Origin of the sequence: Streptomyces milbemycinicus, assembly GCF_002154605.1 — a bacterium.
In the GTDB taxonomy this organism is placed as follows: Bacteria; Actinomycetota; Actinomycetes; order Streptomycetales; family Streptomycetaceae; genus Streptomyces; species Streptomyces milbemycinicus.
On sequence record NZ_MUNE01000116.1, the window covers coordinates 1 to 15,267 of the forward strand.

A 15,267-nucleotide genomic window follows, 5' to 3' on the forward strand; every position below is an offset into this window, starting at 1 on the left:
CCCGAACCGAATGCCGCGAGATGGTGCGCAGGCGCAGCCAACGCACAGCGCAGCGAAGCACACCCCTTCACGGGGGGGGTACGGCAGTTACATCAACTTCGCCGCCATGGTGGAGAGCAGGACGGGGGACAAGGACCGAGCGGCGGACTACCTCAGCCAGTCGCACGCCACCGACGCGCGGATGGGCCAGGAGTACCGGGCGCACGAAACGCTCGTCGGCCCTGTGCCCGCGACCACTCAAGCAGTCGGCATCAAAGTCGCGCTTGCGGCGCGCTCCGGGCCTTGACCACGAATTACGGGATCCACTTGGGCCACCGGCCCGATGAGCACACCATGCACGCGACCTTGGCCGTGCCCTCGCACGTCACGCATCCCGCGAGTCCCCCACAGTCGGGGCAGTTGACCTCACCCCAGCCCGCGCAATAGCCGCAGTACCACCGGCGGCCGTCGGCATCCGCCCAGGTCGGCGTCGGCTCACTTGGCCGCCTCCGTGCCGGGCGGGTCGTCATGGGCCGGGCGCCCCCGTACCCCGGAGGCGCAGGCGCTTCCGCGCGCCGCCCACGGCCGACCACCCGATGCTCAGCGCGTCGATGTCGGCGAGGGCTAATGCGGAGCGGAGTTCGGAGGCGGCTCCTTCGGCGTCTGCCGCGGGCTCTTCGAGGCCGGTCACCGTTCCATCGCCGCCTGTTCGCGTGTGAAGGGCGGGATGTACGGGGGTGCCGGGTCGAGGGTTCGCATGAGGGGGATGGTCCACTCGACCGGGATCAGCGGTAGTCGGAAGCGCATCTGTTCCGCGTACGACACCGGGCGTGGCATAAGGTCCGGCGTGGTGGCGGGTGGCGGAGGAGCGGCGGGAATGGGCTGCCGTTCGAGGGTGGCGGTTCGGGGGCCGAACAGGGCCTTTTTCACTCGTCCGAGTGATCGTGATACGAATCGCATTGTCGCTCTGCTCCTGTCAGATCGGCCACGCCCCGGGCCGTCCCAAGCAGCGCCGGGGTTTTGGTTGTTCGGCTACTCAACCGGGCGAGATAAGTCCGCACCACTGCGGAATTCCTGCATCTCTGCTGCGCGTTGGCTGCACGGAGTACGCTGACCAGGGGAGACGGCATCCGGACGGAGTGCGGGCATGGCAGGTAAGCGGCGCAGCTTCGCGGAGCGACGAAAGGCGTGCGGCTATACGCAGGAGTCATTTGCGGAAGCCATGAGAGTGGATCGAACCACGGTGTACCGCTGGGAGCGTGGTGAGGCTGATCCGCAACCGCATCAGCGTCCGAAGATCGCCAAACTTCTGAAGGCGACACCCAACGAGTTGGACCGACTTCTCGCGCCGGATTCCCCCGCACCCGTGGCCGTTAATCCATGGAACGTCAGCCGTGGTGTCGCTGACGATGACGAACAGGACGCATGGGAGCTGGCGCGGCGCGTGGGGGCGAGTGACGTAGGGGCGCAGACGCTCGAGCGGCTTGAGCGCGCATTTGATGATCTGGCCACGGCCTATCCCGTGACCCCACCGCAAGATCTCTTGCAGCGTGTGCGGCGCCATTCTTCTTACGTGGCAAGCCTGTTGGGAGGGAAGAAGACACTGTCCGAGCATCGACGCCTGCTGGTCGTCGGCGGCTGGCTCTCTCTGCTCGGTGCGACGCTTCACATCGATCTGAAGCAGGAACAGTCGGCTACGGCACGTCTGGAAACAGCCGTGACACTCGCGCGGGAAGCGGAGCATGCGGAGATCGAGGCATGGTGCTACGAAACGGACGCGTGGCGCATCCTGACCGATGGGGACTACGTGCGCGCGGCCGAGCTTTCGCGAACTGCGCAGAGTATTGCCCCTGCTGGCAGCTCCGCCTTGATTCAGGCAACTGCACAGGAAGGGCGTGCTCGCGCAAGGCTCGGTCACGGGAAGGAGACATATTTAGCGATCGACCGGGTGCAGAAGATGTCCGATGCCCTTGGGCTCCCAGACCGTCCCATGGAGCACCACTATCAGTACGACCCGGCGAAATCCCTCGCGTATACGGCAACAACGCTCGCTTGGCTGGGGGACTCCGCCGCGGAAGGCTATGCCCGTGAAGTGATCTCCCGATTGAACCCGGGGGGTGAAACCACCAATTGGCCGCGCCGAGTGGCTTCCGCCAACATTGACTTGGCGCTGGTTCTGCTGGCGGGAAGCCGTCTCGACGAGGCGTGCGATGCCGCCCAGAAAGCAATACTGAGCGGCCGCGTCGTGCCCTCCAACCACTGGCGGGCGCTTGAGGTCGTCAAGGCTGTTGAGGCAAGGAAACCGTCCGAAGCGCCGGATCTGCGCGAAGCGTACGAAGAGCTGATGCAGGAGGGGCGCAGCCGCTGACCCCCGCCGGGCTCACCGGCCCTCGGCGCCGAGGGGATGCGCGGCGGAGGGGCCTACGGGACCATCCAGCGGGTTGGCGCGCCGGGTCCGCCACCACGGCAGAAGCTGGATGACACCCCACGCCACCTCCACCACCAAGAAGGCCCACAGGACCCGCGTGGCACCCTGGGCCAACGCGTACGCGAGCCACATGGAGAACAGCGTGCGCGCGACACCGTCGAACAGCCCATGAACCGACAGGGGCTTGACGATACGGAGCAGCGCCCAGACGACCACAACCGAGCCCATCAGATTCGCGTAGAGGGTCTGTACGGGGTCGACGGCGGGCAGGACGCCCAGTCCGAGGGCGTCGCTCAGCGAGTTCAGCGCGTCGTGCACCAGCGCATAGGTCCACGGCGTCGCGAATCCCGCCGTGACGACGAGGTCGTACCAGGCGCTTGCGCGTACGACGCGGAGATAGGTGTGCCGGGAGGGGGCGAAGAGACGGTTCATGGTGAGGCTCCTGCTGGTAGCTCGGCAGCGACGAAGTAGTAATGGGCAGCGTCGAGCAGCTGCAGCCTCACGCTAAACAGTGGAGTACGCTCCAAGGTCAAGTCCACAAGCGGGCGGAGAGCCATGCGTATCGGGGAGCTGGCCGCGCAAGCGGGTCTGAGCAAGGACACGATTCGTTTCTACGAGAAGATCGGCCTCGTCACCGGGCGGCGTCTGCCCAACGGCTATCGCGACTTCTCACCGGAGACCGTGACCTGGCTGCATTACGTCCGCACGGCGCAAACCCTCGGCTTCTCGCTGGCCGAGATCGGGCGGAACTTCGAGGAACTGCGCGATGCCCCGGACTCCGCCGAGGCGCTGTCCGGGTTGTTCGAGGAGAAGATCCGGGTGATCGACGCGCGCATGGCCGAGCTCGCGGCCCTGCGGGCCGACCTCGACGCGCGGGTTGGTACGGGGTGCCCGCTGCGTGTGTCGTAAGTGCCTGTTCTGAACTTGGGTGGCTTCTGACGAGCGAGCGGATCTAGAGTCGTTCCGCTGGGGATGCTGGTTGGATCTAGCTCTGTTGACCTTCGCAGGGGTCGTAAGAGCGTCCTCCAACAGCGGGAGCACCGACCTTGACGACCTGTGTCTGAGCCGGTGCCTGAGCGAAAACGAACTCACCAGTATGACTGACTGGGCCAACAGGCAGGGGAAAGCGATATGGCCGCGTCACGGGCGCCTCTGACCCGGGACAGCCTGCGGGTGAAGATTATCGTGCAGAAGGTGCGGTTGGCAGGCACGGAATACCGCGTGATCCGGCCGGCTGGACCGTTGAGGAACGGGGCGCTTTACAAGACTCACAGCCATTACGAGATGTATGTGGACCGACCGGACGGCAGGCGCATAGGCGCCCTGTGGCTGCTCGCAGCGCGGTCGCCGCGATCGCTGGTCTACCTGCCGATGCGTACCGCTCCGACCGCACCTGGTGTCGGCTGGGAAGACGAGCAGCCACTCGACCTCGTGCTGGCGCCCCGCACAGTGCAGTTGCGTCCTTCCCGCTGGAAGCGAATCCGGGAACGTCTCAACGTGGGGAATGCTCCGCGCGAGCTCCGCACCGCGAGTGTGCCGGAGAGAGATCTTCCCGGCCTCAAGGCTGACTGCATCATTCCGGACAACCCGAAGGCGGCGAACGATTTTCTCCTTCGCAAGGACGTCTATGCCGAGACGCTGCTACTGACCGGTGGTACCGCGGCCTTCCGCGAAGGAGCGAAGGAGATATTCGCCGTCACGAAGGATGGGCCGCCCCATGCCGCGACCGAGTATCACCTTCCCGGTTCCTGCAATTACCACGTTTGCCGACCCATCTACGACTGGGACTTGGACACACCGAAAATGCGCAACTGGGAACAATTGCACGTGGAGTTCTGCCCACAATGGGCAAGATGACGATGGTCAGGCAACGGCACTCCCGCCGCGCCGTCGATCCGGCAAGCAGGTCATGCTCTTCTTACCTCTGGTGAGGCGACGGGTCATGAGGGTGATGGCGGCCCAGGTAATCAGTGTTCACGGTGGCCACCGCCCCGGGGGCCTTTACTCATCGTGCAGCAGATCCGGCCAGCGAGCGCATCGCGGATCTGCCCGATGACCCCGGCCGCCGCTCAGCGGGCCATGAATCCCCACACTGTCCTTCAAGGCGGGTAATCCGCAGGCATGGCCCTCCGTTTGCATCCGGTATCCACCACATAGCGGATCGCGTCGACGATCTCGCGCCGCGGCCACTTCTCCGGCCGGCCGCCGCGGCGGGTCTCGGCCGCCGGGGTTGGCAGCAGGGGCTCGATGTCGGCGCTGGGTTGAAGGCGGATCGTATCCAGCAGGGCGGTCCACGAGGTGCGGCCGGTCTCCAGCGCGGCCACGACCGAGTATGGCCAGCCTGGGATCATCTGGTGTTTGGCATCACCGCGGCCGTAGGTGTGGCAGAAGGAACGGTCCGGGCAGGTGGCGGCGTCCGGCCGCAGCCACGGTGAGACGTCGACCGCCAGGACCAAGCGGGATTCCGCCGCCTTCGGCAGCGGAATCCCGGCAATCGTCCGCCGCAACCGGGCAACGTCCAGGCGCCCCTTGTTCAATCCGCTGCGTCCGTTCAGGCAGTCGTAGAACTCCCCGCGGAAGCGTGACAGCGTCGCGAACGCCTCATGCCGGTCCCCCTGTTGCAGCACACTCTTCTCCACGGCCTCGGTCTGGTCAGGTGCGTCCTTGGTCGGAGCACATGATCAAGTCGAGGCCGCCCGCGCGTCCGGCGAATGCCCAGGTGAGCGACCCAGTTCGAGGCACGTTTCGAACTCGTCAGATAAACGACAAGCTAAGTCTGGGGCCGCTTCTTCGCGGGGCCGTCGAGGCAAGGAAACTACCCGAAGCGCCAGATCTGCCTGAAGCGTACGAGGGGCTGCTTTGACCAGGTCAGTGGACAGGCCGAGCACTGACGGGTAGACAAGCGGCCAAAGAACCTGGAGCACTGGCCTGGAACCGCGGGACGAGAGGCGGCAATGACCTTCGATCGAGCCATCCAGGCCGTGCCGGGCGGCCATGGAGCGATTGCCGCGGAAGCGCCGACGGATCCGCCTGAGTCCCTCAGCCCCCTCGTCATCTTCGGCGCCACGGTTCTCGCCATCCTGGTCATCCAGTTCGTCGTCTACCTGGTGATCCGGCATCGTCGGCGGCAGCGCCGATCGGCGGTGCGGCCTCCCACCGTCCCAGCGCAGGTCAACGTGGTCGCGACCGCGACCCTCCGGGAGCCGGAGGCCGTCACGCTGTCGTCGGGCCGGTTCACCCCGCTGGAAGAGCTCGGCCGCGGCGGCATGGGTGTGGTCGTGCGGGCGAGGGACAACGTGCTGGGGCGGGAAGTGGCGATCAAGCAGCTCCTTCCGCCCTCGGGGCTCTCGCCCGACGCGAGACGGACCATGCGAGCTCGTATGCTCCGCGAGGCGCGGGCCGCCGCGCAGCTCGACCACGGGAACGCCGTGACCGTCTACGACGTCCTCGTGGATCAGGACTCGGTGCTCATCGTGATGGAGCTGGTCAAGGCGGTGACGCTGAAGGAGATGGTGGAGCGCGAGGGGCCGCTGCCCCCGGCGCGGGTGGCCGCGATCGGCCTTGCGATGCTCGATGTGCTGGCGGAAGCGCATGCACTGGGCATCGTTCATCGCGATGTCAAGCCCGCGAACGTCCTCGTCCGGCGGGACGGAACGATAAAGCTCGCGGACTTCGGCATCGCCCGGTTCGAGGGTGATCCGACGCTCACCGAAGTGGGCGCCATCATCGGGACGCCGGCGTATATGTCCCCGGAGCAGATCCGGGGGCTGGAGAGTTCACCCGCCACCGACCTGTGGGCACTTGGAGCCACGCTCTTCTACGCCGCCGAGGCATCGGCTGCATTCGACGGGCCGAGCCCGACGGCGGCAATGGCCGCCGTCCTGACCGACCCGCCGCTCACCCCGCGACGCGCGGGGTCGCTGGGTCCGCTGCTGATCGGCCTGCTCGCGAAGGATCCCAAGGACAGGCCGGCACCGGCACGGATCCGCTCCGATCTCTCGCAGCTGACCTTGCGTATCTGACGCGGTTGCCCGCGCGTACATCCTTCGAGGTATCCCGGATGAGAGGTATTCCGGGTCAGCGGACCTTGGCGAAGAAGGCACGCATATCGGCGGCCAGATGGTCGGGCTGCTCCATGGCCACGAAGTGGTGGCCGCCCGGGTTGTCGGTGGGCCAGTGGACGATGGTGTTGTGGCGCTCGGCGAGCCGCCGGATGCCGGGGGCCCCGCTGTAGACGCCGGTGGGCACGGCCTTCTGGCCCTCCGGCCAGCCGAAGCCCGTGCTGTCGTACATGGGCCAGGACGAGGAGCCGAAGGTGTCGGTGAGCCAGTAGAGGGTGGTGTTGGCGAGGATCAGATCGCGGTCGATCAGCTCCTCGGGGAGTTTGTCGGCGACGGTGAACTCCTTGAACTTCTGGATCATCCAGGCCAGCGCGGCCACGGGGGAGTCGTGCCAGCCGTACGCGAAGGTCTGCGGTGCGGCGCGCAGCAGGGCGTGGTGGGGGACGCCGTTCATCCAGTCGGCCTGCTGGAGCTGTTCGAAGACCGCGCGTTCGTCGTCGGTCAGCTCGGGGAGGTCGGCCTCCGTGGGGAGACCGAGGCCGGCGATGATGTAGACGCCGACAACGTGGTCCGGTGCCGCCTTGGCCACTTCCGGGGCGATGTACGCGCCGAGGTCCCCGCCCTGGACGCCGTAGCGGTCGTAACCGAGGCGCTGCATCAGGCGCACCCAGAGCCCCGCCACCCGGGCGACGGTCCAGCCGGTTTCGCGGGGCGGTGCGGAGAAGCCGTAGCCGGGCGGGGACGGGACGACGACGTGGAAGGCGTGGGACGGGTCGCCGCCGTGTGCGCGGGGGTCGGTGAGGCGGCCGATGAGGTCGGTGAACTCGATGAAGGAGTTCGGCCAGCCGTGGTTGAGGATCAGCGGCAGCGCGTCGGGTTCGGGTGAGCGTACGTGCAGGAAGTGGATGTCCTGTCCGTCGATCTCGGTCATGAACTGGGGGAATTCATTCAGCCGCGCCTCGTGCCGGCGCCAGTCGTAGCCCCCCTGCCAGTAGTCGGCCAACTCCTTGAGGTGGGCCAGCGGCACACCACGCCTCCAGCCCTCGCCGGGGAGCCGGCTCGGCCAGCGGGTGTTGGCCAGGCGGTCGTGGAGGTCGGCTACATCGGACTGGGGGATGTCGATGTGGAAGGGGCGCAGTTCATCGCTCATGGCAGCTGGTCTCTCTCTTCAGACGCTGGTGTGCGGTCGTGAGCGACAGTAGGTCCCATCTAGGTCGGATCCTGGCCTAGATCGCGCGGCATCATGGACGCCATGAGCACTCCTTCGGCCCGGTTGTTGTCGTTGCTGTCCCTGTTGCAGACCCCGCGCGAATGGCCCGGCAGCGAGCTCGCCGACCGTCTGGGCGTCAGCCCTCGTACGGTCCGGCGGGACGTCGACCGGCTGCGCGAGCTGGGATATCCGGTCGAGGCGAGCATGGGGGCCGCCGGGGGATACCGGCTCGCCGCGGGCAAGGCCATGCCGCCGCTGCTGCTGGACGACGAGGAGGCCGTGGCCATCGCGGTCGCGCTCAGTACGGCGGTCGGAAAGCCGGTGAGCGGTATCGAGCAGGCGTCCCTGCGCGCGCTGGCCAAGCTGGAGCAGGTGTTGCCGTCCCGGCTGCGGCACCGGGTCGGGGCCTTCCGGGCCGCGACGGAGTCGCTGTTCACCGAGAGCGCCACGCCCGTCGACCCGCATGAGCTGGCGGTGGCCGCCGCGGCCGTGGCCGGCCATGAACGGCTGCGGTTCGCCTACCAGTCGGGGGACGGCAGCCGGACCCGGCGGCTGGTCGAGCCGCACCGGCTGGTGCTGGCGGGGCGCCGCTGGTATCTGCTGGCGTACGACACCGAACGCGACGACTGGCGGATCTTCCGCGTCGACCGGATGACCCGCCTCCAACCCACCGGTGTACGCGTCCCGCCCCGCGAACTGCCCGAGAAGGACGCGGCCGCCTTCGTCACCCGCAGGATGTATTCCCTCGCGCCCACCTACGAGGTGCGGGCCACCCTCCGTCTCCCGGCCGCTCAGGCGGCCGAGCGGCTCGGCGCCGCGCCCGGCGAGCTGCGGTCGATCGACGAGAACAGCTGTGAGCTGCACGGACGCGCCGATACGTTGGAGTGGCTGGCGTCCCGGCTGCTCATGCTGGGCTGTGAGTTCCAGGTGCATGAGCCCCCGGAGCTGCTGGCCCATCTGCGGGTGGTCGGGGACCGCGCCCTCCGGGCCGCCGTCCCACGGCCGTGAGGTTGTGGTGGCTTTGGGACAGCGACACGCCGATGCCACGGCGTGTCGCTGTCCCATACTCACCGCAAACTCCGGCCCCGGGCGGCGGCCGGGCTTACAGACCAGCCGCCGCCCGCAGCTTCGCCGCCCGGTCGGTGCGCTCCCAGGTGAACTCAGGGCGGCCGAAGTGGCCGTACGCGGCGGTCCTGACGTAGCCGGGGCGCAGCAGGTCCAGGTCGCGGATGATGGCAGCGGGCCTGAGGTCGAACACCTCGCTGATGGCGTCGGTGACCCGCCGCACGGCCACCCGGGCGGTGCCGAAGGTCTCGACGAACAGGCTGACCGGCTCGGCCTTGCCGATGGCGTACGCGACCTGCACCTCGCAGCGGTCCGCGAGACCCGCGGCCACCACGTTCTTGGCGACCCAGCGCATGGCGTACGCGGCGCTGCGGTCGACCTTGGACGGGTCCTTGCCGGAGAACGCGCCGCCGCCGTGCCGGGCCACACCCCCGTACGTATCCACGATGATCTTGCGGCCGGTCAGCCCGGCGTCGCCCATGGGGCCGCCGATCTCGAACCGGCCGGTGGGGTTGACCAGCAGCCTTACGTCGTCGGTGGCCAGCCGGATGCCGTCGGCGCGCAGCGCCGCGAGCTCCGGCTCGACGACATGGGCGCGGATGTCGGGGGCGAGCAGCCCGGCGAGGTCGACATCGGCGGCGTGCTGGCTGGAGACCACCACGGTGTCGAGCCGAATCGGCTTGCTGCCCCGGTACTCGACGGTCACCTGTGTCTTGCCGTCGGGGCGCAGATACGGCACGGTGCCGTTTTTGCGTACGGCCGTCAGGCGGCGGGCCAGCCGGTGGGCCAGCATGATCGGGAGGGGCATCAGCTCGGGTGTCTCGTCGCATGCGTAGCCGAACATCAGCCCCTGGTCACCCGCGCCCTGGCGGTCGAGTTCGTCGACCACCGGGCCTGTCGCGTCTGAGGTCTCGCGGATCTCGTACGCCGTGTCGACCCCCTGCGCGATGTCCGGCGACTGGGCGCCGAGGGAGACCGAGACACCGCAGGTGGCGCCGTCGAAGCCCTTGGTGGAGCGGTCGTAGCCGATGTCCAGGATGCGCCTGCGGACCAGGGACACGATGTCCACGTCCCCGGCGGTGGTCGAGATTTCGCCCGCGATATGCACCTGGCCCGTGGTGAGCAGCGTCTCCACCGCCACCCGGGCGCGCGGGTCCTTCTCGAGCAGGGCGTCCACGATGCTGTCGCTGATCTGGTCGGCAATCTTGTCGGGGTGGCCTTCGGTCACCGATTCGGAGGTGAAGAGGCGTACGGACATGGTGCGTACTCCCTTGTATGGGATGAGAGAGGTGCTCCCCGGCGCGCGGGGTCACGCCGGGGAGCTGGGGAGATGGCCTCAACAGGGGGTGGCTGACACGGGGATGGCTGACACGGAGATGGCTGACACGGGGATGGCCGGGGGTGATCAGGAACAACGGGTGATCAGGAACGGCGGGCCAGCAGCACCCGGTGCATCGGGGTGTCGAGCAGACCGATCCGGCGCAGCCCCGCGTCGGCCAGCCACTGGTCGTAGTCGTGGACGGTGAAGGCGTCGCCGCCGCCGGTGGCCAGCATCGACGCGGCGAACAGCCGGAAGAACTTGTTCTGGACCGAGCCCTCGCCGCCGTCCTCGTCGACGATGTGGTCGGCGATCGCGATCACCCCGTCCTCGGTGAGCCCCTTGACCGCCTTCAGCAGCAGCTCGCGGGCCGACTCGGGGGTCTGGAGGTGGAAGATGTTGACGAACAGCGCCAGGTCGGTGCCGCTGCCCCAGTCCTCGCTCCAGAAGTCCACGACTTCGCCCTGGAACCGCTCGGCGACCCCCAGCTGCCCGGCCTGCCGGGCGGCGATCGGGATGATCCGCTCGGCGTCCAGGCCGCGGGCGGTCAACTCGGGGAACTCGCGCAGCAGCAGGTGGCTGTAGATGCCGGTGCCGCAGCCGACGTCCAGGAGGGTCCTGGAGCGGCCGGTGGTCCAGCCGAGTTCGCGCAGCGCGCCGGCCAGCGAGCGGGTGATCGGCGGCGCCCAGAAGTTGATGCCGCGGACCAGCGAGGTGTAGTCCTCCTCCGATATCTGGTTGAGCTGCTGCGCGCCCTCGGCGGTGCGGGCGCCGGAGCGGACGTTCTCGGCGAGCCGGCGCCAGGCGTTCCAGGCCACATTGCGGTCGTGGCCGATCTTCCCGGCGAGGCTGAAGAGCCCGTCGGGGGCGAACACGCCGTGCAGTTCGGCCGGGAGGGTGTAGACGGCCTGGCCGTCCTCCCCTCTGCTGCGCTCGACGACGTCGTACGCGTACAGGCCGTCCAGCAGGACCCGGGTGGCCCGCAGATCGGTGTCCAGCACCTCGGCGAGCTGTGCGGCGGTGGCCGGGCCGACCGTGAGGGCGGCGAAGGCGCCGAGGTCCTGGGCGGCCTCGATGACGCCTGGAGCCCAGATGCCGATCAGGTGCTCGTACAGCCGGTGGGCGGCGCGGACCTCGCCGTCCACGGCCTCCGGGAAGGCGGTGGTGTCGACGAGCGGGGTGAGGTTGGCGGAGGCGGTGGTGGCGGGAACGGTCATGAGGCCAGCTCCTTGGAGTGTCGAGTGGGGACAGGGCTGTGGGGGGCGGCAGCGCCGAAGTCGGCGGAGGTGCGGTGGAACGTGGGCGGGGGCGGGGGCGTCACAGAGGGCGTCATGGGAGGCGTCATAGGAGGCGTCACAGGACGATCCCGCCGTCGATCTGCAGCACGGATCCGGTGATGTACGCGGACTTGTCGGAGGCCAGGAAGGACACGGCCTCCGCGACCTCCTCAGCGGTGCCGAACCGGCCCAGCGGGATGGCCGCCACGGCACGATCGCGCTGGCCTCCGCTGAGGGCGCCGGTCATATCGGTGTCGATCATTCCGGGGGCCACGGCGTTGGCGCGTATGCCGTAGCGGCCGACTTCCTTGGCCAGCGCCCGGGTCATGGCGACCATCCCGGCCTTGGAGGCCGAGTAGTTGCCCTGGCCCGGGTTGCCGTAGACCCCGGACACCGACGAGAGGGTGATGATCGAGCCTGTCTTGCGCTTGACCATCGGGAACAGCACGGCCCGGCAGACGTGGGCCGCCCCGTCCAGGTTGGTGGACACGACCGCCCGCCAGTCCTGGTCGGACATCATCAGCATCGGCTTGTCGCGGGTGATGCCCGCGCTGGCCACGGCGACGGCGACGGGGCCCAGTTCGCGCTCGGTGCGCGCGACCCATGCGCGTACGGCCTCGCCGTCGCTGATGTCCAGGCGCTGGGCGAGGGAGCCGACCCCCAGCTCGGCCAGTTCCTTGCCGAGCTGCCGGGCCGCCTCCTCGTCCGAGCGGTAGCAGAAGCTGATCGCGTAGCCGTCATGGGCCAGCCGCAGCGCGGCCGCCCGGCCGATGCCCCGGGAACCGCCGCTGACCAGCGCGACGGGTGCGACCGGCGGGGGCACGGGGGCCTCGGCGGCTACGGCGGCCCCAGCGGCCTCGGCGGCAGCGGGGTCCGCCGGGGCCGTACCGGGCGTCGGCCCTGCGCCAGGAGTCGGAATCGCGCCGCTCATCGGGCACCGCCCAGCAGCCGCAGCACCCCGCAGGCCACCAGGCCCTCGCGGTCCACCGAGGTGATCACGGCGGCCCGACCCGCCGAGGCCGGGTCGGCCCCGGCCGTGACGAGGACCGCGGCGAGCTGGAACGCGGCCTGGGCCGAGGCGGTGTCGCCGATGAGCTCGTGGCACGCCGCCCGGGTCGCGGCCTCGTGCCCGAACAGCTCGGTCAGCAGGGCCTGTTCGTGGTCGCCCGCGTCTCCGCTCAGCCCGCCACCGGACGCCGCCCACACCTCGGCCGGGTCGACCCCGGACTCGGCGAGGGCGTGGCGCACGCTCTCCCGCAGGGTGCCGGGCAGATCGCCGCGGACGTCCACCCGTACGTCGATCGCCAGGAGTTCGGCGAGCGCCGGGCGGTCCTCGGGGAGGGTGTCGGCGGGTTCGATCAGCAGCACCGCGCAGCCCTCCCCTAGCGGCGCGGTCTGCTCCTCGTCCGCGCCACGGCTGTGCCGCTCCAGCCAGGAACGGGCCCCGGAGTACTCCTCCACCGCCCCCACCAGCGCCCGCTCGGCCCGGCCCGCGGCCAGCAGCCGGCGGGCGTAGGCGAGGGCGAGCAGCGCGGTCGGACGGCCGCCGGCCACGGTGGTGTTGGGGCCCTTGAGGCCGAAGCGGATGGCGCTGGCACCGGCCGGGCTGTTCATCAGGGTGTTGGGCATCAGCTGGGCCGGCACGTCGTACGGCTTCTCCCCGAGATACGAGGCCCGGCTGAAGTTCTGCTGGCTGGCCGCGCTGCCCAAGGTGGTGCCGAGGACGAGCGCGGTCCCGGCCCCGCGGGTCACCGGGCGCTCGTCGGCCTCGGCCTCCTCGAACAGCTCGCGTACGGCGGTGACCGCGAGCCCCATGGCCCGGTCCATGGTGCGGGTGCCCGCCCGGCCGAGGATCTGGCGGATGTCGAAACCGGGCACCAGGCAGGCGGCGGCGTCGGGCGTCTGCCAGGCCGCCGGGTCCGGTACGGATTCGGTGGGGCGGCGCCCGGTGATCCCCTCCGCGTACGCCGCACGGCCCATGCCGTACGGGGAGACGGCCGACCAGGCGGTGATGACGGCGCGGTCGGTACGGGCGGGCGGCCGGGGTTCGGTGGTGACCTCCTTGGTGGGTACGGGGGTCATCGCTGGTCCTCCTCATAGCGGCCGAGGACGACGGAGGCGTTGTTGCCGCCGAAGGCCAGGCCGTTGTTGACCACGATCCGCAGCGGCGCCGGGACGGCGTGGTTGGGCACGCAGTCGATGCCGCATTCGGGATCGGTGGAGCGGTGGTTGACGGTGGGCGGGATGAAGCCGTGGGCCAGGGCGACGGCCGAGGCCGCGGCGCCCAGGGCGCTGGCCGCGCCCATGGAGTGGCCGAGCATGGACTTCAGGGCCACGGTGCGCGGCGGCCGGTCGCCGAACAGCTCGCGGATCGCGCGCGTCTCGGTGATGTCGTTGGTCTTGGTGCCCGTGCCGTGCGCGGACACCAGATCGACCTCTTCCGGTTTGATTCCGGCGTCGGCGAGCGCGAGGCCCATGCAGCGGGCGACGCTCTCCTGGTCGGGCGCGGTCGGGTGGTGGGCGTCGCAGTTGAGGCCGTAGCCGAGCAGCTCGGCGTAGATCCGGGCGCCGCGCGCCCGCGCCGACTCCAGGGTCTCCAGCAGCAGGACGCCCGCGCCCTCGGCGGTCAGCAGCCCCTCCCGCTCGGCGTCGAACGGCCGGCACCGGTCGGAGGCGACCAGGCCGAGCCGGGAGAACCCGGCGAAGGTGCGGCGGGCCAGTGCGTCCGACCCGCCGACCAGCGCGTAGTCGGCCTCGCCGAACCGTACGGCGTCGAAGCCGTCGCCGATGGCGTAGTTGCCCGCCGCGCAGGCGGTGCCGAGTACGGACGGCACCGCCTGCGGGAGCCGCAGTTCACGGACGACGGCCAGGGCCAGCCGGTGGGCCGGCAGCCGCCGTACCGCGGTCGGGTCCAGGCCCGCCATGCCCACGGCCAGCTCGGACTCGACGAGCTGGTCGAGCTCCCTGGCCTCGCCGTCGGTGGTGCCGATGGTGACCAGACCGCGCCGGCCGCGCAGCTCTTCCAGGTCGAGCCCGGCGTCCTGGACGGCCAGCCGGGTGGCGGCCACGGAGAACTGGCTGGCCCGGCCGAGCTCTTCGAGCGGGGTGTGGCGGATCCACTGGGCCGGTTCGAAGTCCTTGACCTCGTGGGCCAGTTGGCGGCGGAAGCCGGTGGCGTCGAAGAGAGTGATCTCCCCGGCGCCGCACCGGCCTTCGCGCAGCCCCCTGGTGAACTCGGTGACGCCATTGCCGATGCTGGACAGGACGCCGAGTCCGGTCAGCACCACTCGCTGGGCGGTCATCGCGATTCGGCCCGGGAGAGCACCTCGAGGACGGCCTCGAAGTGGACCATGTTTTCCAGCTCGTCCTGCTCGATGGTGACGCCGAACGCCACCTCGATGGCGGACAGCATCTCGATCGCGCACAGCGAGTCGGCCCCGTACTCGTCCACGAAGAGCCCGGTGCGGGTCAGCTCCTCGCTGTCCAGGTCGAGGGAGTTGGCGAGGATGTCACGGACCTTGGCCTCGGTGGCGGCGTCGATGGTGATGGCGCTCATTGCGAATTCCTCCGTCGGGAAAATGAGAGGTGCGTTGGGGTGGGGGGTTGGGTGGTGCCCTCGGGCGGACCGGCCCGGGTGGGACCGGTCCGCGTCGGTCGGGTGTGAGCGGGCTAGGCCGCGTCGATCAGGCTCTTCGGACGCAGATCGGTCCAGGTGCGCTCGACATAGGCCAGGGCCTCCTCACGGCTGGTCTCGGCGAGTACCGCCGTCCAGCCGGCCGGGACCTCGGCGAACGCGGGCCACAGGGAGTGCTGGCCCTCGTGGTTGACCAGGACCAGAAAGGTTCCGGTCTCGTCGTCGAAGGGGTTTGTCATATCCGGATGCTTTCCTCTCTCGCTGCTCGATTTCTGGTATGGGCATCCCTCGGAAG

General features: G+C 69.5%; 16 protein-coding genes and 1 pseudogene. 6 read left to right on the top strand and 11 right to left on the bottom strand.

The window, feature by feature from the left end; all coding sequences use genetic code 11:
* Positions 1–286: pseudogene (locus CCN51_RS10070) on the top strand (transcriptional regulator); the annotation flags it as partial.
* Positions 287–666: 380 nt separating this feature from the next.
* Here CCN51_RS10070 and CCN51_RS54850 read toward each other — a convergent pair.
* Positions 667–804, bottom strand: coding sequence for a hypothetical protein (locus tag CCN51_RS54850; protein ID WP_014179352.1), 138 nt, complete (start codon positions 802–804; stop codon positions 667–669).
* Positions 805–1,126: 322 nt separating this feature from the next.
* Between CCN51_RS54850 and CCN51_RS10075 the strand changes: the two genes are divergently transcribed.
* Positions 1,127–2,347 carry a helix-turn-helix domain-containing protein gene (locus tag CCN51_RS10075; RefSeq protein ID WP_043487526.1) on the top strand — a complete coding sequence of 407 codons (1,221 nt, stop codon included), beginning with the start codon at positions 1,127–1,129 and terminating at the stop codon, positions 2,345–2,347.
* A gap of 12 nt (positions 2,348–2,359) precedes the next feature.
* On the opposite strand, the gene CCN51_RS10080 is transcribed toward CCN51_RS10075, so the two are convergent.
* Positions 2,360–2,839 (bottom strand): hypothetical protein, encoded by a 480-nt coding sequence (locus CCN51_RS10080; protein WP_014179355.1) that lies wholly within the window; start codon positions 2,837–2,839, stop codon positions 2,360–2,362.
* Positions 2,840–2,962: 123 nt separating this feature from the next.
* Here CCN51_RS10080 and CCN51_RS10085 point away from each other — a divergent pair, with 123 nt between their 5' ends.
* Both CCN51_RS10085 and CCN51_RS10090 read left to right on the top strand, forming a co-directional pair.
* Complete coding sequence (locus CCN51_RS10085) at positions 2,963–3,316, top strand: MerR family transcriptional regulator (protein ID WP_014179356.1); 354 nt, start codon at positions 2,963–2,965, stop codon at positions 3,314–3,316.
* A 222-nt stretch (positions 3,317–3,538) separates the two neighbouring features.
* A complete protein-coding gene (locus CCN51_RS10090) occupies positions 3,539–4,264 on the top strand; it encodes a hypothetical protein (protein WP_014179357.1) in 726 nt (241 codons plus the stop codon).
* A gap of 242 nt (positions 4,265–4,506) precedes the next feature.
* On the opposite strand, the gene CCN51_RS10095 is transcribed toward CCN51_RS10090, so the two are convergent.
* The gene (locus CCN51_RS10095) at positions 4,507–5,031 is read right to left on the bottom strand and encodes a transposase (protein ID WP_281262460.1); all 525 of its coding nucleotides are present in this window, start codon (positions 5,029–5,031) and stop codon (positions 4,507–4,509) included.
* A 330-nt stretch (positions 5,032–5,361) separates the two neighbouring features.
* On the opposite strand from CCN51_RS10095, the gene CCN51_RS10100 reads away from it, so the two are divergent.
* Positions 5,362–6,429, top strand: coding sequence for a serine/threonine-protein kinase (locus CCN51_RS10100; protein ID WP_014179359.1), 1,068 nt, complete (start codon positions 5,362–5,364; stop codon positions 6,427–6,429).
* Between the two features lie 55 nt (positions 6,430–6,484).
* Here CCN51_RS10100 and CCN51_RS10105 read toward each other — a convergent pair whose 3' ends face one another.
* Positions 6,485–7,618: an epoxide hydrolase family protein gene (locus tag CCN51_RS10105; protein ID WP_014179360.1), complete on the bottom strand. Its 1,134-nt coding sequence runs from the start codon at positions 7,616–7,618 to the stop codon at positions 6,485–6,487.
* A 102-nt stretch (positions 7,619–7,720) separates the two neighbouring features.
* Between CCN51_RS10105 and CCN51_RS10110 the strand changes: the two genes are divergently transcribed.
* Positions 7,721–8,686 (top strand): helix-turn-helix transcriptional regulator, encoded by a 966-nt coding sequence (locus tag CCN51_RS10110; RefSeq protein WP_043487529.1) that lies wholly within the window; start codon positions 7,721–7,723, stop codon positions 8,684–8,686.
* Between the two features lie 94 nt (positions 8,687–8,780).
* On the opposite strand, the gene metK is transcribed toward CCN51_RS10110, so the two are convergent.
* The 7 genes from metK to CCN51_RS10145 form a co-directional block, all read right to left on the bottom strand.
* Positions 8,781–10,001 (bottom strand): methionine adenosyltransferase, encoded by a 1,221-nt coding sequence (metK, locus tag CCN51_RS10115; protein WP_014179362.1) that lies wholly within the window; start codon positions 9,999–10,001, stop codon positions 8,781–8,783.
* 164 nt (positions 10,002–10,165) lie between these two features.
* Entirely contained in the window at positions 10,166–11,278 is a 1,113-nt protein-coding gene (locus CCN51_RS10120; protein WP_014179363.1) for a class I SAM-dependent methyltransferase, read from the bottom strand.
* A 136-nt stretch (positions 11,279–11,414) separates the two neighbouring features.
* Entirely contained in the window at positions 11,415–12,161 is a 747-nt protein-coding gene (gene fabG / locus CCN51_RS10125) for a 3-oxoacyl-ACP reductase FabG (RefSeq protein WP_014179364.1), read from the bottom strand.
* 104 nt (positions 12,162–12,265) lie between these two features.
* Entirely contained in the window at positions 12,266–13,420 is a 1,155-nt protein-coding gene (locus CCN51_RS10130; RefSeq protein WP_014179365.1) for a beta-ketoacyl synthase N-terminal-like domain-containing protein, read from the bottom strand.
* Positions 13,417–14,640, bottom strand: coding sequence for a beta-ketoacyl-[acyl-carrier-protein] synthase family protein (locus CCN51_RS10135; RefSeq protein WP_043487530.1), 1,224 nt, complete (start codon positions 14,638–14,640; stop codon positions 13,417–13,419). The genes CCN51_RS10130 and CCN51_RS10135 overlap by 4 nt, the downstream gene beginning before the upstream one ends.
* On the bottom strand, positions 14,637–14,894 hold the full coding sequence (locus CCN51_RS10140; RefSeq protein WP_014179367.1) for an acyl carrier protein: 258 nt from the start codon (positions 14,892–14,894) through the stop codon (positions 14,637–14,639). The genes CCN51_RS10135 and CCN51_RS10140 overlap by 4 nt, the downstream gene beginning before the upstream one ends.
* Positions 14,895–15,007: 113 nt before the next feature.
* Positions 15,008–15,211 (bottom strand): MbtH family protein, encoded by a 204-nt coding sequence (locus tag CCN51_RS10145; protein WP_014179368.1) that lies wholly within the window; start codon positions 15,209–15,211, stop codon positions 15,008–15,010.
* Positions 15,212–15,267: the final 56 nt, after the last annotated feature.

Excerpts from the sequence above, each read along its gene's own strand:
- CCN51_RS10110 (WP_043487529.1), top strand. The coding sequence starts at position 7,721 with ATGAGCACTCCTTCGGCCCGGTTGTTGTCGTTGCTGTCCCTGTTGCAG.
- CCN51_RS10130 (WP_014179365.1), bottom strand. The coding sequence starts at position 13,420 with ATGACCCCCGTACCCACCAAGGAGGTCACCACCGAACCCCGGCCGCCC.
- CCN51_RS10090 (WP_014179357.1), top strand. The coding sequence starts at position 3,539 with ATGGCCGCGTCACGGGCGCCTCTGACCCGGGACAGCCTGCGGGTGAAG.
- metK (WP_014179362.1), bottom strand. The coding sequence starts at position 10,001 with ATGTCCGTACGCCTCTTCACCTCCGAATCGGTGACCGAAGGCCACCCC.
- CCN51_RS10105 (WP_014179360.1), bottom strand. The coding sequence starts at position 7,618 with ATGAGCGATGAACTGCGCCCCTTCCACATCGACATCCCCCAGTCCGAT.
- CCN51_RS10085 (WP_014179356.1), top strand. The coding sequence starts at position 2,963 with ATGCGTATCGGGGAGCTGGCCGCGCAAGCGGGTCTGAGCAAGGACACG.
- CCN51_RS10135 (WP_043487530.1), bottom strand. The coding sequence starts at position 14,640 with ATGACCGCCCAGCGAGTGGTGCTGACCGGACTCGGCGTCCTGTCCAGC.
- CCN51_RS10145 (WP_014179368.1), bottom strand. The coding sequence starts at position 15,211 with ATGACAAACCCCTTCGACGACGAGACCGGAACCTTTCTGGTCCTGGTC.
- CCN51_RS10120 (WP_014179363.1), bottom strand. The coding sequence starts at position 11,278 with ATGACCGTTCCCGCCACCACCGCCTCCGCCAACCTCACCCCGCTCGTC.
- CCN51_RS10140 (WP_014179367.1), bottom strand. The coding sequence starts at position 14,894 with ATGAGCGCCATCACCATCGACGCCGCCACCGAGGCCAAGGTCCGTGAC.
- CCN51_RS10080 (WP_014179355.1), bottom strand. The coding sequence starts at position 2,839 with ATGAACCGTCTCTTCGCCCCCTCCCGGCACACCTATCTCCGCGTCGTA.
- CCN51_RS10100 (WP_014179359.1), top strand. The coding sequence starts at position 5,362 with ATGACCTTCGATCGAGCCATCCAGGCCGTGCCGGGCGGCCATGGAGCG.
- CCN51_RS10075 (WP_043487526.1), top strand. The coding sequence starts at position 1,127 with ATGGCAGGTAAGCGGCGCAGCTTCGCGGAGCGACGAAAGGCGTGCGGC.